At 65.3% G+C, this 13,781-nt stretch carries 14 protein-coding genes; 7 read left to right on the forward strand and 7 right to left on the reverse strand.

Annotated features, from left to right (window positions below; genetic code table 11):
• Positions 1-3: 3 nt before the first annotated feature.
• Entirely contained in the window at positions 4-1,185 is a 1,182-nt protein-coding gene (locus JQ573_RS12255; RefSeq protein ID WP_249131639.1) for a dipeptidase, read from the reverse strand.
• Between the two features lie 147 nt (positions 1,186-1,332).
• Here JQ573_RS12255 and JQ573_RS12260 point away from each other — a divergent pair, with 147 nt between their 5' ends.
• Positions 1,333-2,034, forward strand: coding sequence for a fumarylacetoacetate hydrolase family protein (locus tag JQ573_RS12260; protein WP_212310131.1), 702 nt, complete (start codon positions 1,333-1,335; stop codon positions 2,032-2,034).
• A gap of 61 nt (positions 2,035-2,095) precedes the next feature.
• Here JQ573_RS12260 and JQ573_RS12265 read toward each other — a convergent pair whose 3' ends face one another.
• Positions 2,096-2,362, reverse strand: a complete 267-nt coding sequence (locus JQ573_RS12265; protein WP_176530158.1) for a hypothetical protein — start codon at positions 2,360-2,362, stop codon at positions 2,096-2,098.
• Between the two features lie 180 nt (positions 2,363-2,542).
• Positions 2,543-2,776 carry a hypothetical protein gene (locus JQ573_RS12270; RefSeq protein WP_176530157.1) on the reverse strand — a complete coding sequence of 78 codons (234 nt, stop codon included), beginning with the start codon at positions 2,774-2,776 and terminating at the stop codon, positions 2,543-2,545.
• Between the two features lie 207 nt (positions 2,777-2,983).
• Between JQ573_RS12270 and JQ573_RS12275 the strand changes: the two genes are divergently transcribed.
• The gene (locus JQ573_RS12275; protein ID WP_249131640.1) at positions 2,984-3,268 is read left to right on the forward strand and encodes a hypothetical protein; all 285 of its coding nucleotides are present in this window, start codon (positions 2,984-2,986) and stop codon (positions 3,266-3,268) included.
• Positions 3,269-3,284: 16 nt separating this feature from the next.
• On the opposite strand, the gene JQ573_RS12280 is transcribed toward JQ573_RS12275, so the two are convergent.
• From JQ573_RS12280 to JQ573_RS12290, 3 genes are all read right to left on the reverse strand, one after another.
• Complete coding sequence (locus JQ573_RS12280; RefSeq protein WP_249131641.1) at positions 3,285-3,644, reverse strand: SPW repeat protein; 360 nt, start codon at positions 3,642-3,644, stop codon at positions 3,285-3,287.
• Positions 3,645-3,669: 25 nt separating this feature from the next.
• On the reverse strand, positions 3,670-5,028 hold the full coding sequence (locus tag JQ573_RS12285; protein ID WP_249131642.1) for an MFS transporter: 1,359 nt from the start codon (positions 5,026-5,028) through the stop codon (positions 3,670-3,672).
• A gap of 200 nt (positions 5,029-5,228) precedes the next feature.
• A complete protein-coding gene (locus tag JQ573_RS12290) occupies positions 5,229-6,926 on the reverse strand; it encodes an NAD-dependent malic enzyme (RefSeq protein WP_212310133.1) in 1,698 nt (565 codons plus the stop codon).
• Between the two features lie 465 nt (positions 6,927-7,391).
• On the opposite strand from JQ573_RS12290, the gene JQ573_RS12295 reads away from it, so the two are divergent.
• Positions 7,392-7,547, forward strand: coding sequence for a hypothetical protein (locus JQ573_RS12295; protein WP_198964751.1), 156 nt, complete (start codon positions 7,392-7,394; stop codon positions 7,545-7,547).
• An 88-nt stretch (positions 7,548-7,635) separates the two neighbouring features.
• Here JQ573_RS12295 and JQ573_RS12300 read toward each other — a convergent pair whose 3' ends face one another.
• Positions 7,636-8,565: an aspartyl/asparaginyl beta-hydroxylase domain-containing protein gene (locus tag JQ573_RS12300; protein WP_212310134.1), complete on the reverse strand. Its 930-nt coding sequence runs from the start codon at positions 8,563-8,565 to the stop codon at positions 7,636-7,638.
• 358 nt (positions 8,566-8,923) lie between these two features.
• Between JQ573_RS12300 and JQ573_RS12305 the strand changes: the two genes are divergently transcribed.
• Genes JQ573_RS12305 through JQ573_RS12320 form a run of 4 tightly spaced genes read left to right on the forward strand, consistent with a single transcriptional unit; the run spans position 8,924 to position 13,440 of the window.
• Positions 8,924-10,126 (forward strand): ABC transporter substrate-binding protein, encoded by a 1,203-nt coding sequence (locus JQ573_RS12305; protein ID WP_409334659.1) that lies wholly within the window; start codon positions 8,924-8,926, stop codon positions 10,124-10,126.
• Positions 10,127-10,136: 10 nt separating this feature from the next.
• The gene (locus JQ573_RS12310; RefSeq protein ID WP_212310136.1) at positions 10,137-11,855 is read left to right on the forward strand and encodes an FAD-dependent oxidoreductase; all 1,719 of its coding nucleotides are present in this window, start codon (positions 10,137-10,139) and stop codon (positions 11,853-11,855) included.
• Positions 11,852-12,616 carry an SDR family NAD(P)-dependent oxidoreductase gene (locus JQ573_RS12315; RefSeq protein WP_249131643.1) on the forward strand — a complete coding sequence of 255 codons (765 nt, stop codon included), beginning with the start codon at positions 11,852-11,854 and terminating at the stop codon, positions 12,614-12,616. The genes JQ573_RS12310 and JQ573_RS12315 overlap by 4 nt, the downstream gene beginning before the upstream one ends.
• A 29-nt stretch (positions 12,617-12,645) precedes the next feature.
• A complete protein-coding gene (locus JQ573_RS12320; RefSeq protein ID WP_212310137.1) occupies positions 12,646-13,440 on the forward strand; it encodes an IclR family transcriptional regulator in 795 nt (264 codons plus the stop codon).
• Positions 13,441-13,781: the final 341 nt, after the last annotated feature.

The raw sequence follows: 13,781 nt of genomic DNA on the forward strand, positions 1-13,781 counted from the left end.
CCGTCACTTCGCGGCAATGCCTGCGCGCAGTACGCGCAGGACATTGCCGCCCATGACCTTGCGGATGTCGTACTCGGAGAACCCGCTCGACATCAGCGCCTGGGTCACGGCGGCGATCCCGCTCGCATCGAATCCCGTGGTGGTCGAGCCGTCGAAATCCGAGCCGAGGCCGACATGGTCGATCCCGACCAGGTCGCGGACATGGGCAATCGCCCGCGCCACATTCTTTGGATCGAGCGAACAGACGGCACCCTGCCAGAAACCGATGCCGACCACTCCGCCGGTCCGCGCGACACCCTTGACCTCATCATCGGTGAGATTGCGGTTGACCTTGCAGGTCGCCTGAACGCCGCCATGGCTCGAGACCACCGGACGCGTCGCCATCGCCAGCACGTCGGCGACCGCCGCGTGGCTCGCATGGGCGAGATCGACGATCATCCCCATCGCCTCCATCCGCTGCACCACCTGCCGGCCGAGCGGCGTCAGGCCGCCCTTTGCCACGCCGTGCATCGAGCCTGCGACATCGTTGTCGAAGAAGTGTGCGAGACCAGCCATCCTGAATCCGGCAGTGTGGAGCACATCGAGATTGTCGATGTTGCCCTCGAGATCGTGCAGGCCCTCGATCGACAGCATTCCGCCAACCACCGTCATGCCGTTCTTGCGATCCGCGAGCAGGCGATCGATCTCGGCCGGTGTCGTGATCAGGCGAAGCCGTCCGGCGGATTTGTCGGCGAAGTTGTGCAGTTTCTCGGCATGCCATAGCGAGCGCTGCAGCAACGAGAACCACGTCCGCATCGGCTGCAGATCGATGATGGCGAGGTTCGTGATCGTGTCGGTGTCGCCGGCATTGGCATCATAGTTCTGGCCCTCGGGCGACTTGGTGACCGACGAAAACACCTGCAACGCGTAGCGGCCCTCGATCAGCCGCGGCAAGTCGATATGGCCGCGATCGGATCGCGCGATCAGGTCGCGCTTCCACGACAGGCTGTCCGCGTGCATGTCCTCTACGTCGAGCGTCGCCTGCAACGCCTGCGCGGCGGGCGTGATGTCCACGGCCACGCGCTGGACCTTGTTCTGCCCCCGGTCGATCCGTTCCGGGGTCACGACAAAAAAGCGAACAGCGGAGGCGAACAGGACCGCGGCAACCAGCGCTAGGCCGATCGAAAGCCATCTGCGCATCGGCATCACCGCTCTCGCCCGCCAAGGGCGGCCGCGCCCGGCGGAAGGCTGGCCTCACGTCTGCGCCTGGTGCAGCCGCGGCCCCTAGCCCCCAGCGCCGTAACCGCGTAAATACGGCCCGCGCTCCCTCCTTCAACCCTCCGGGACCCGTTCATGAACGCCGCCTCCACCGTCATTCCGCTTCCCCCGCAGCCCTCACTCCCCGTCGTCGGCGAATCCGGCGTCTATCCGGTCCGCCGCATCTGGTGCGTCGGCCGCAACTATCTCGAGCATATCAGGGAGATGGGCAATGACGAGCGTGCGCCGCCGTTCTTCTTCGGCAAGCATGCCGACATGCTGGTGCCCGACGGTGCGACGATCCCCTATCCGCCGCTGACCAAGGACCTGCATCACGAGGTCGAGCTGGTGGTGGCGATGAAGAGCGGCGGGCTCAACATTCCCGCCGACAAGGCGCTCGAGCATGTCTACGGCTATGCCGTCGGCATCGACCTGACCCGCCGCGACCTGCAGATCGCCTCACGCAAGAAGGAGCGGCCCTGGGAGATCGGCAAGTCGTTCGATTATTCCGCGCCCTGCTCCGCGATCCAGCCGGCCTCGAAGATCGGCCACCCCTCCAGCGGCAAGATCTGGCTCACCGTCAACGGCAAGGAAGCGCAGAAGGGCGACCTCACCGAATTGATCTGGAACGTGCCTGAGATCATCTGGCAGCTCTCGCAGCAGGTGAAGCTCGCCGCCGGCGACATCATCATGACCGGCACGCCCGCCGGTGTCTCGCAGCTGCAGGTGGGCGACAAGCTCGAATGCGGCGTCGACGGCGTCGGCACACTGAAGGTATCGATCGGCAAGCCGGAGTAGACTCCGGATCCGATCCACCAGCAGACCGCGGCCCCGAACCTGGTTCGGGGCCGTTGCTTTTTCAGAATTGCTCGTGGCCGGGATGGTTGGGGTCGCCGAGATATCCGCCGCCTCCGCTGCCACCGGCACTGTCACCGCTGTAACCAGTTCCGAGATAAGGCGGCGGATCGACCGGCTGGCGATGCGGGCCGCCCGAACCGCCCGGGGGCAGTTTTGCGCCCACATTCTTCGGCGGCGCCATGTGAAGTCCGCCGGCATGCGCAGAGCTCAGCGCGGTAACGCCGAACGCGACAACGGCAGCGAAAGCAAGAAGCGAATTGCGTGTCATGCGACGTCTCCTTGAACTCGGGCCGGGACACCATGCGCCGGCTCCGACGCCGCACGCTTCGCACGATCGCACCGGCTTGGCTGTGAGGTGGGTCACGCCCATTCCGCGGCCACTTCCCGGCGACATCGCATCGCCCGGGAAACCCCGGACCAGGGGTCCGGGGCTTTCCGCTGCGCGCGGTCAGCGCATCGTGCCGGGCATGCAGGGCGGCTCGGTGAAGGGCGCGGTTGCGAACGATCCGACGTTCGGCGCGCGCACGCAATCGGTCGTCTTGCTGCTGACCGGTGTCGTCGTTGTCGTCGTCATCGAAGCATGGGCGCGCCGCACCGCAGCATTGTTGCTGGCGGCCGAGGCCTGAGCCGAGAACGCAGCTGCCGCAACCAGAGCAAGCGTCACGAAGGTCAATTTGGTCATCGGGTTTCTCCGCACGTGGATGAAGCCGACCAAGCTCGGCTCCTGTGACCAATGACTGTCGACGCCGGATAATTATTTCATCACGCGCGATCACCGAACCGCGAGCGCCCGATCACATCGGACGGACCGGCGAATACCCGGACGACAGAGACGCTCTATTTCATCAAGGCCGCGCACAAACGCGGCGATGACGGTATGGAGATTCTCATGATCGATCTTCGACGACTCGGCACAGGACTTGTCAGAGGACTTGGCCTGGCTGCAATCCTGTCCGCGGCAGTGACGACCTCCTGCTTCGCACAGGCGATGGCCCAGCAGCCCGGTGCATTTGCCTCAAATGAAACCGCGACGCGGCCATGGTCGGCGCCGGTCGGTCATCGCCAGCCGCGTGCCGCCGACATTCCGGCAGCGGCGTCGGCATCGCAGCAGATCATCGATCAGGAAGACGCGATCGTCGACCGCAAGATCAAAGGCATTTGCCGCGGTTGCTAGAATGCTTTGCTGCGGCCTACGACGCGGCTGGGCCGAAATGCGTCTTCTCGTATTCGAGCCACAGTTCGAGCAGTGCCATGAATGCGACCACCGCACCCGCCGCGATGGCAAAATGCATCGCGCGGGTGTGCGTGAAGCCGAGCAGCCAAGGCGAGGCGATCAGCCAGCATCCGACGAACAGATTGATCCATTCCTCCCAGATCGAGAACGCGAAGATCGCCGCCAGCGACATGATCGCGATCGCGGCACCGCTGATCCACAGATCGATCGCCGCCGTCGGGTTGGCGTGCGCAAACAGCCACGGCGCTGCGAGCAAGAAGATCGCCGCGACGAGGTTATAGAGATCGAGCGCCGATTCCTTTCGCCATTTCACCATTTGCTCCTCCCGTGCTGTCTCGAACTCACCGCTGATGCGCGGTCGCGGCATTGATGTCCTTTCCCGTGTAGTCGGTCATCAGCGCGGTTGCGACCAGCGTGATGACGGCGCAGAGCGCGATGTAGGCAGCGATTGCAATCGACGAATGATAGGTGCCGAACAGCCATGCGGCGATCAGCGGCGCGGGACCGCCGGCGATCACCGATGCGAGCTGGTAGCCGAGCGAGGCACCGCTGTAGCGCAGGCGGCCGGTGAAGCTTTCGGCGATCAGGGCGGCCTGCGGCCCGTACTGCATGTCGTGCGGAATGAGCGAGAGAATGATCGCGAGGAAGATGATCGACGCCGATCCGGTATTGAGCATCGCGAAGTAGATGAAGCCGAAGATGCCGGTCACCAACGCGCCGATCATGTACATGTTCTTGCGGCCGATCTGATCGGACAGATGTCCGAACACCGGGATCGAGACGAACGACAGCACCGAGGCCGAAAGCACCGCGGTCAGCAGGAAGTCGCGCGACATGTGCAGCGTGCCGACGCCGTAGGAGAACACGAAGGCGGTGAAGATGTAGAACGGCGCCTGCTCGGACATCCGCGCGAAGGCGGACAGCAGGATCTCCTTCGGATGGTCGCGGATCACGGTCAGCATCGGCGTGCGGTCGAGCTGACGCTCGGCCACCAGCTTGGCGAAGACCGGCGTCTCCAGAATGCCGAGCCGGATGTAGAGGCCGACGCCGACCAGGATGATGCTGAGTGCAAACGGAACGCGCCAGCCCCATGCCAGGAACTGGTCGCCCGACATCTGGCTGAACGCCAGCACGGCAAGGTTGGCGAGGAACAGCCCGCAGGGCACGCCGAATTGCGGCCATGACGCGATCAGGCCGCGGGAGCGATCGTTGCGCGCCCATTCCATCGACATCAACACCGAGCCGCCCCATTCGCCGCCGACCCCGACGCCCTGGATGAAGCGCAGCACAGTGAGGATCACCGCGCCCCAGATACCGATGCTGGAATAGGTTGGCACCAACGCGACCGCCGCCGTCGCCAGTCCCATCAACAGCAGCGTCGCGATCAGCGTCGACTTGCGTCCGATGCGGTCGCCAAAGTGGCCGAAGATCGCGGCGCCGATCGGCCGCGCGATGAAGCCGACCGCATAGATGGCGAAAGCCTCCAGCGTGCCGACCCGGGGGTCGGAATTCGGAAAGAACAGCTTTGCGAACACCAGGCCGGTAACCGTGCTGTAGAGGAAGAAGTCATACCATTCGATCGCGGTCCCGACCGTGGAGGCGATGACCGCGCGGCGCATCTGGAGCTGATGTTCGGCTGCCGAGAGCTGGTTGGCGTCGAGGCCAGGGGTTAGGCCGAGTGTCGGGCCGAGCGTTACCATGGGAGCGTCTCCCTCGGACAAGCCCCCGGATGGATTTTGACCGTTTGGGTCGTTTGAACACAAACGACATCGCGCCCCGGAAAGTTCCAACGCAACGGAACGTGGAGGCTAGAACTTTAGTCGGCCGTCGCGACGATCGAAGCCATCGCCTGCCCACGGGTGGCGCGAAGGATCGCGCCACCTGATACGCCCCGCGGACCCTAGGCCCGATCGCTGCGCCGATACGGCACGTAGCGCGGCGTCCAGACCTTGGCCTGGATGCGCGCCTCGACCTGGTCGATCGGAATATCCTTGGCGAGCCCTTCCTTATGCGCCTGCAGCGCGACCGCCAGCGCCACCGTCAGCGACACCTCACGCAGCGCGCTGACCGGCGGCAGCAGATTGTGCTTCGGGTTGTTGCGGGCCGGCGAGACGCTGGCCAGCGCCTTGGCGGCGGCCATGAACATCCCGTCGCTGACCCGACTGGCACCGACCGCGAGCGCACCAACGCCGACGCCCGGGAAGATGTAGGAGTTGTTGGTCTGGTCGACCTTGAAGCGCGCGCCGTCGCGCGTGATCGGCGGGAACGGGCTGCCGACGCCGATCAACGCCCGTCCCTCAGTCCAGGCTTCGATATCGGAAGGCGTCGCTTCCTCGCGCGAGGTCGGGTTCGACAGCGGGAAGATCACCGGCCGCTTGTTGCACACGGCCATCGCGCGGACGATCGGTTCGGAGAACGCGCCGGCCTGCCCGGAGACGCCGATAAGCACGGTCGGCCTGGCGTTGCGCACGACGTCGAGCAACGCGATCTTGTCGGGATGGCTGAGCTGCCAGCCTGCGATCGCCTGCTTGCTCTGCACGAACGGAAGCTGGAACGGGGCGAGCCCGCTCATGCCCTCGAGCAATAGCCCGTCGCGGTCGACCATGAAGAAGCGCTTCGCCGCCTCGCTCTCGGACAGGCCGGCGTCGATCATCGCCGCTCGGATCAGGCTGGCGATGCCGCAACCGGCAGAACCCGCGCCGAACACCGCGACACGCTGCTCGGTCAGCGGCACTCCGGTGACGTTGATGGCCGAGAGCAAGGCGCCGGTCGCGACCGCCGCCGTGCCCTGGATGTCGTCGTTGAAGGTCAGGAGCCGGTCGCGATAGCGCTCCAGCATGCGCGTCGCGTTGTTCTTGGCAAAGTCCTCCCATTGCAGCAGGACGCGCGGCCAGCGCTTCACCACCGCCGAGACGAACGCCTCGATGAAGTCGTCATAGGCCTGACCGCGGACGCGCTCGTTGCGCCAGCCGATATAGAGCGGATCGGCCAGGCAGTCGGGATTGTCGGTGCCGACGTCGAGCAGGATCGGCAGGGTCGTCGCCGGATGCAGGCCGCCGCAGCCGGTGTAGAGCGCGAGCTTGCCGATCGGGATGCCCATGCCGCCGGCGCCCTGGTCGCCGAGGCCGAGGATGCGCTCACCGTCGGTCACCACGATCGCCTCGACATGATCGAAGCGCGGATGGGCGAAAATGCGGTCGATCCGGTGCTGGTGCGGAATGCTGAGGAACAGCCCGCGCGGCTTGCGAAACAGCCGACTGAATTTCTGGCAGCCCTCGCCGACGGTCGGCGTGTAGACGATCGGCAACAGCTCTTCCAGGTTGCCGACCAGGAGCGCGTAGAACAGGGTCTCGTTGGTGTCCTGCAGTTCGCGCAGGAAGGCATAGCGCTCGATGTCAGTCTCGTAGCCGCGCAACGCCTCGAGGCGGCGCGAAACCTGCTCGTCCAGCGTCAAGATATTGGGCGGCAGCAGGCCATGCAGGTCGAACGCCTCGCGCTCGGCCTCGGAGAACGCCGTGCCCTTGTTCAACTGCGGATCAGCCAACAGCTCGTAACCGCTCAGCGCAGTCGTCGCAAAAGCTCCGGTAGTCTCCGACATGGCAAGATCCCCTTCAATGCGAAACGCCTGATCGGACTCTATCACGCCCGTGTAACGGATCGGAGCGCGAAGACGTCATGCTGCGCAAAGTTGAACGGCGCCGACGTCGCGGCCGGCGAGATGGACCTCGTAGAAGACTGCATCAGCCCGGTGGAGTTTCGGCCAGGCGAGCATCAGCGCTCATCCGGACTGAGGCAACGCGCTCCCGCTGCGCCTCCGGACAGACATCAACATACCTTGGTATGGCCTCTCTGATTCCTTGTGATGCCCTGTACCTACGCTCGTACAGTTGAGCGATGGCGGGCGATTTTTATACTCGCGGCCACTCCAACGGGCGACCAACGATTGCGGGCGCAAAAAGTGTTCCGAAATCTGTGATCGGGATCACTGCACCGAGGCGTGAAGCGCAGGACTATCACGAGTAGTAAGTGTCGACTGGAACGCGGGTTATCGAGGAGCACTCACATGATCGTCAACATTCAGAAGCTGAATGGCCTGTGGCACCTCATCGTCGGGTCGTGCACGATCCGCACTCCGTTCCTGGAAACCCAGAACCGGGAGTGGGTTGTCGCCTATGCCCGGCGAGTCTACCCCGGCGCCAAGGTTTTCGAACGCGACTGATGCCGTTGCGCTTCACAGCTCACACCCCAGACAAAAAGCCCCGGTTTGCTCCGGGGCTTTTGCGTTCAACGCGGCGCGGCCGCTGCCTTCACCGCAGCGCCGACACCACGATCAGGCCGAGGATCAGCGCGGTCACGGAATACTTCAGCGTGTAATACACGTTCCGGTTCCACTCCTTGACCTTGCGGCTGGCGAGGTGGATCTCGTAGAGCTTGCCGAACACCTTGTTCAGCGCGCCGACATGCTCGCCATCGACGTTCTGGGTGGCCGACGCCTTGACGATGTTGTGGCTGACCCAGCGATTGATCCGGGTCATGAAGCCGTACTTCATCGGGCGCTCGACGTCGCAGAACAGGATGATGCGATTGACGTCTGTCTTGTTCTCGGCGCTGTGGATGAAGGTCTCGTCGAACATGAAGGCCTCGCCGTCGCGCCAGACGCATTCGACGCCGTCGACCAGGATGCGGCACGCGGTCGAGTTCGGCGTTACCAGGCCGAGGTGATAGCGCAGCGAGCCGGCGAAGGGATCGCGATGCGCACCGAGCTTGCCGCCGGGCGGCAGCATCGCGAACATCGCGCCGTGCACGTTCGGGATCGAGTTCAACAGCTCCACCGTCTTCGGGCACAGCGTGCGCGCCGACGGCAGGAAGTCGTCGTACCATTTCAGATAGAACCGCTTCCAGCCGCTCTTGAAGAACGAGTAGAAGCCCCAGTCGTTGTTCTTGGCCGCGGCGCGGATGAAGCCCTCGTCGAACAGGCGCGTCGCCTCGTCGCGGATCGCCTCCCAATTTTCGGAGAGCTTCTTGAGCTCTGGAAACTGCTCGACGGGGATCACCGGCGTGTTGGGCACGGCCGAGCCCGCATACATCAGCACATTGTAGGGCGCGAGGTAGGTCGAGTGATCGCCGAGCTGGCGGGCGAAGCGCAGCCGTTGCTTGCCGCGGAAGTGGACGTAGAGCGTGGAGGCCACCAGCACGTAGAGAATGACGAGCTGCGGCGCAAAGAGTTGTCTCAACATGGTCCGTCTATGATCGCAGCGCGCCGATGCTCTCCATGCACCGCCCGTAGCAGCCTGGACCCTCGATGGGCGGCTTAGCCCCGGGGCGGCGAAGCGCAACGCCGACCGCGAAAACTCCCCTTGTTTCATCCTGACTTGGCACTGCGGCGATATCCGGCGTGGGCCGGAAGCCCGCCGCGGTGTCGCCCGGCAAAACGATGTAAGCGTTCGCTCACCGATTTGAAGCGCCGCGCCGTTGCAGGATCAACCCTGTGGCATCAAGGACACATTATTCGCCATTGACAAACTGATTAGATAATTACTAATTCTGCGGCCCGCCGAAGAACGGGGACATCCAAGAGGAAATCCAGCAGGAGGAATGATGAGACAATTTTTGGCGGCAGCCATTCTCGCGGCGATGACGACGGCCGCTCACGCCCAGGTTTCCGATGACGTCGTGCGCATCGGGGTGCTGACCGACCTGTCGAGCTGGGGGCGCGACAATTCCGGCCCGGGCTCGGTCGAGGCGGCCAAGATGGCGGTCGAGGAATTCGGCCCCACCGTGCTCGGCAAGCCGATCGAGATCATCTCCGCCGACCACCAGATGAAGACCGACGTCGGCGTTCAGATCGCCCGCGGCTGGTTCGACAACGGCAAGGTCGATGCGATCGCCGACATCCCGAACTCCGGCATTGCGATCGCCGTGCACAACATGGTGCGCGAGCGCAACAAGGTCGCGCTGCTGTCCGGACCCGGCGCGAGCTCGCTGACCGACGAATTGTGCAGCCCCAACACCGTGCACTTCACCTACGACACCTATGCGCTGTCGAAGGTCACGGCCTCGGCCGTGATCGCGGAGGGCGGCAAGTCCTGGTACTTCATCACCGCGGACTACGCCTTCGGCCAGCAGCTTGAGAAGGATGCGACGCGCTTCATCAACGAGATGGGCGGCAAGGTGCTCGGCAGCGTGCGGCACCCGACCAACACGGCCGACTTCTCCTCGTTTGCGCTGCAGGCGCAGAGCTCGAAGGCGGATGTGGTGGCATTCGCCAATGCCGGCCAGGACACCGACAATTCGATCAAGCAGTCCGGCGAGTTCGGCCTCGTGCAGGGCGGCCAGAAGCTGGTCGGCCTTCTGATGTTCGACACCGACGTGCATGCGATCGGGCTCAACGCCGCACAGGGCACCTACATGACGACGGCGTCCTACTGGAACATGGACGAGAAGACCCGCGCCTGGTCGAAGAAATTCTACGCCCGCACCAACGTGATGCCGACCATGATCCAGACCGGCGTCTACGGCTCGGTGCTGCATTATCTCAAGGCGATCCAGGCAGCCGGCACCGATGATCCGAAAGCGGTGATGGCCAAGATGCGCGAGCTGCCGATCGAGGACACCTTCGTGCATGGCGGCAAGCTGCGCGAAGACGGCCGCGTCATCCGCGACATGTATCTGGCGAAGGTGAAGAAGCCCTCGGAATCCAAGGAGCCGTGGGACTATCTCGACATCATCAAGACGGTGAAGGGCGAAGACGCCTATCGTCCGGTGTCAGAGTCCAAGTGCCCGCTGCTCAAGAAATAGGATCGATCGCGTGGCCAACGAAGAAACGTATGACTGCGACGCGCTCGTCGTCGGCTCCGGCTGCGCCGGGCTGTCGGCGGCGGTCACCGCCGGCCATCACGGCCTGAAAGTCCTCGTCGTCGAGAAGGAGCCGCGCTTCGGCGGCACCACCGCGCGCTCCGGCGGCTGGTTGTGGATTCCCGGGACCTCGCTGGCGAAGGCCTGGGGCATCGAGGAGAGCCCCGATCAGGCCAGGACCTATCTGCGCCATGAGGCCCGCAACAGCTTCGATGCCGCGCGCGTCGATGCGTTCCTGACCGAAGGTCCGAAGGCGGTCGACTTCTTCACCACGAAGACCGCCGTGCGCTTCGACATGCCGCTGACCTTCCCAGACTATCATGCCGAAGCGCCCGGCGGCGCGCAGGGCGGCCGCTCGATGGTGACGCGGCCGTTCGACGCCCGCGAACTCGGCGACGCCCTCAAAAATCTCGGCAGCCCCCTGCCCGAGCTCACCGTGTTCGGCATGATGCTCGGCTCCGGCAAGGAGATCGTCCATTTCATGCGCGCGACGCGGTCACTGACCTCGGCCGCCTATGTCGCCAAGCGGCTGTCGAAGCACGCGATGGACGTGATGCGCAACGGCCGCGGCATGACGCTGACCAACGGCAATGCGCTGGCCGGCCGGCTGGCGAAATCCGCCTTCGACCTCAAGATCCCGCTCTGGCTCAACTCGCCGGTGCGCGAATTGATCGTCGAGAACGGCGTGGTGCGCGGCGCGGTGATCGCGCGCGAGGGCCGCACCATCCGCGTCAACGCCAAGCGCGGCGTCGTGCTTGCCTGCGGCGGCTTCCCGCATGACGTCGCGCGGCGGCAGAAACTTTTTCCGCACGCGCCGACCGGGAAAGAGCACTATTCGCCGGGACCTGTCGGCAACACCGGCGACGGTCTGCGGCTCGCGGAGTCGGCCGGCGGCCGCGTCGAGGACTCGCTGCCGAATGCCGCGGCCTGGGTGCCGGTCTCGGTCACCACGCGCAAGGACGGCTCGAAGGGCGTGATGCCGCATTTCATCGACCGCGCCAAGCCCGGCGTGATCGCGGTGATGCGCGACGGCAAGCGTTTTGCCAATGAGGGCAATTCCTACCACGACTTCGTGCAGGCGATGATCAGGGCGGCGAAGCCCGGCGAGGAGATCGCTGCTTTCTTGCTTTGCGATCACGAGACGCTGCGCAAATACGGCCTCGGCTGCGTGCCGCCGCGCCCGATGCCGCTCGGCCATCATCTGAAGACCGGCTATCTCAAGCGCGGCGCGACACTGGCGGAGCTTGCCGCGCAAGCCGGCATCGATGCGAAGGCGCTCGAGGCAACCATCGCGGCGTTCAACGCAACCGCGGCGGAGGGCCGCGACCCCGCCTTCGGCAAGGGCTCGCGCGCCTATAACCGTTACCAGGGCGATGCGCTGCACGGCCCCAATCCGTGCGTCGCGCCGATCCAGCACGGGCCGTTCTACGCCATCAAGATGGTGGTCGGCGATCTCGGCACCTATGCCGGCATCCGCACCGACGCCAACGCCCGCGCGCTCGACGCCGATGGGCAGCCGATTGCCGGCCTCTATGCAGCCGGAAACGACATGGCGAGCATCATGGGCGGCAACTATCCCGGCGCCGGCATCACGCTCGGGCCCGCGCTGACCTTCGGCTACATCGCAGGCAAGCACATCGCCGGTGCCGCGGCGGAAAGCAGCGCGGCATGAGCACGATGGCGTCCCTGCTCGCGGGCAAGCGCGCATTGGTGACCGGCGCCGCGCACGGCAACGGACGCGCCATCGCGCTTGGCCTCGCGGCGCATGGCGCCGACGTCGTGGTCGCCGACATCGATCGCGCCGGCGTCGAACAGACCGCAGCCGATATTCGCCAGCGCGGCCGCGCGGCCTGGTCGTTCGAACTCGACGTGACCGATGCCGAGGCGTGCTCCGCCCTGGCGCAGGGTGTGGCGCGCGAGGTCGGTCCGATCGCGATCCTGGTCAACAATGCCGGGATCATCATCCGTGAGGGCATCTGTTCGCCCCGTGCGCAGGAGAATTGGCGGCGGGTGCTCGACGTCAACCTGACCGGCACATTCAACGTCACCCACGCCTTCCTGCCGGCGCTGCGCGAGACACGCGGCACGATCATCAACCTCGGCTCGATCGCCTCCTTCCTCGGCGTTGCCGATACGCTGGGCTACGCGCCGTCGAAGGGCGGCGTGAAACTCCTCACCCAGGCGCTGGCCCGCGAGCTTGCCGCCGACGGCATCAGAGTCAATGCGATCGCGCCCGGCGTGATCGAGACCGCGATGACCGAGGCGACCCGCAACGACCCTGCCCGGCTCGCCGGCTTTCTGGGCCGCACGCCGCTCGGCCGCGTCGGACAGCCGGAGGAGCTGGCCGGTCCGGTGGTGTTCCTGGCGTCGGAGCTGGCATCTTATGTGAACGGCGTGACCCTGCCCGTCGACGGAGGGTTTCTCGCCGTATAAGCAAATTGTCGAAGAACTGACAGGGCGACATGACGAGAGAAAGCCGCGGCATACAATCGATCGAGGTCGGCGGAGAATTGCTCCGCGCGCTCGCCCGCAGCGGCGAACCGATGATGCTGCGCGATCTCGCCCGCGAAGCCGGCATGCCGCCGGCCAAGGCGCATCCCTATCTCGTGAGTTTTTCCCGCATCGGCCTGATCGAGCAGGACGAGACCACCGGCCGCTATGAGATCGGGGCGTTGGCGCTCGAGCTCGGCCTGATCAGCCTGCGCCGGCTCTCCGCGGTGCGGATCGCGACGCCGCGGATCGCCGCGCTCGCCGACAGCATCAATCATGCGGTGTCGCTGTCGGTCTGGGGCACCCACGGCGCGACCGTGGTGCGGCTCGAGGAGCCGAGCCATCCCGTGCATATCGCGATGCGCGTCGGATCGGTGGTGGCACTGCTCGAAACCGCGACCGGCCGCGCCTTCGCCGCCTTCATGCCGCCGAACGCCGTCAAGACGGCGCTCGAGAGCGGCCTCGACCGCCTCGGCGTCGGCTACAATCCGAAACGCGAGACCATCACCGCGAAGACCACGGAGATGCTTGCCGAGGTGCAGAGCCGCGGGCTCGCGCGCGCGATCGGCGATCCGCTTCCCGGCGTCAACGCCTTCGCCGCCCCGGTGTTCGATCACGCCGGCCACGTCGCTTTGGTCATCACGGCGATGGGCCCGGAGGGCACCTTCGACGCCAGCTGGGACAGTGCGATCGCAACCGCGCTGCGTGATTGCGCGAGCGACATCTCGCGGCAGCTCGGGCACGGCACGGTGCGGACATCGGCGTGATGGTGAGCCCTCCCCGCCGTCATTCCCCGGTGCGAATGCGAAGCTGCGTCCCAGCCTACATCTGTCGTCGCCCGGTCTTGACCGGGCGATCCAGTACGCCGCGGCCTCTCGGCTCAAGCACAGCCGTCGCTGGAATACTGGATCGCCCGGTCAAGCCGGGCGATGACACCGAGATGAAGTACGCAATGACCGTGCATCGCATCGCGCGAGAACCATCCTCATCGTCGTCCCGGCGAAGGCGGTGGATTTGAGCGACGTCAGAGAACCGCAGCCGACTTGTCACCCACACCACTTCAGCAAAAAGCCCCGGACGATGCCGGGGCTCTTCACGTGATCGATTG

The organism is Bradyrhizobium sp. AUGA SZCCT0105 (assembly GCF_018129565.1).
Classification (GTDB): Bacteria; Pseudomonadota; Alphaproteobacteria; order Rhizobiales; family Xanthobacteraceae; genus Bradyrhizobium.

Excerpts from the sequence above, each read along its gene's own strand:
- JQ573_RS12255 (WP_249131639.1), bottom strand. The coding sequence starts at position 1,185 with ATGCCGATGCGCAGATGGCTTTCGATCGGCCTAGCGCTGGTTGCCGCG.
- JQ573_RS12260 (WP_212310131.1), top strand. The coding sequence starts at position 1,333 with ATGAACGCCGCCTCCACCGTCATTCCGCTTCCCCCGCAGCCCTCACTC.
- JQ573_RS12265 (WP_176530158.1), bottom strand. The coding sequence starts at position 2,362 with ATGACACGCAATTCGCTTCTTGCTTTCGCTGCCGTTGTCGCGTTCGGC.
- JQ573_RS12270 (WP_176530157.1), bottom strand. The coding sequence starts at position 2,776 with ATGACCAAATTGACCTTCGTGACGCTTGCTCTGGTTGCGGCAGCTGCG.
- JQ573_RS12275 (WP_249131640.1), top strand. The coding sequence starts at position 2,984 with ATGATCGATCTTCGACGACTCGGCACAGGACTTGTCAGAGGACTTGGC.
- JQ573_RS12280 (WP_249131641.1), bottom strand. The coding sequence starts at position 3,644 with ATGGTGAAATGGCGAAAGGAATCGGCGCTCGATCTCTATAACCTCGTC.
- JQ573_RS12285 (WP_249131642.1), bottom strand. The coding sequence starts at position 5,028 with ATGGTAACGCTCGGCCCGACACTCGGCCTAACCCCTGGCCTCGACGCC.
- JQ573_RS12290 (WP_212310133.1), bottom strand. The coding sequence starts at position 6,926 with ATGTCGGAGACTACCGGAGCTTTTGCGACGACTGCGCTGAGCGGTTAC.
- JQ573_RS12295 (WP_198964751.1), top strand. The coding sequence starts at position 7,392 with ATGATCGTCAACATTCAGAAGCTGAATGGCCTGTGGCACCTCATCGTC.
- JQ573_RS12300 (WP_212310134.1), bottom strand. The coding sequence starts at position 8,565 with ATGTTGAGACAACTCTTTGCGCCGCAGCTCGTCATTCTCTACGTGCTG.
- JQ573_RS12305 (WP_409334659.1), top strand. The coding sequence starts at position 8,924 with ATGATGAGACAATTTTTGGCGGCAGCCATTCTCGCGGCGATGACGACG.
- JQ573_RS12315 (WP_249131643.1), top strand. The coding sequence starts at position 11,852 with ATGAGCACGATGGCGTCCCTGCTCGCGGGCAAGCGCGCATTGGTGACC.
- JQ573_RS12320 (WP_212310137.1), top strand. The coding sequence starts at position 12,646 with ATGACGAGAGAAAGCCGCGGCATACAATCGATCGAGGTCGGCGGAGAA.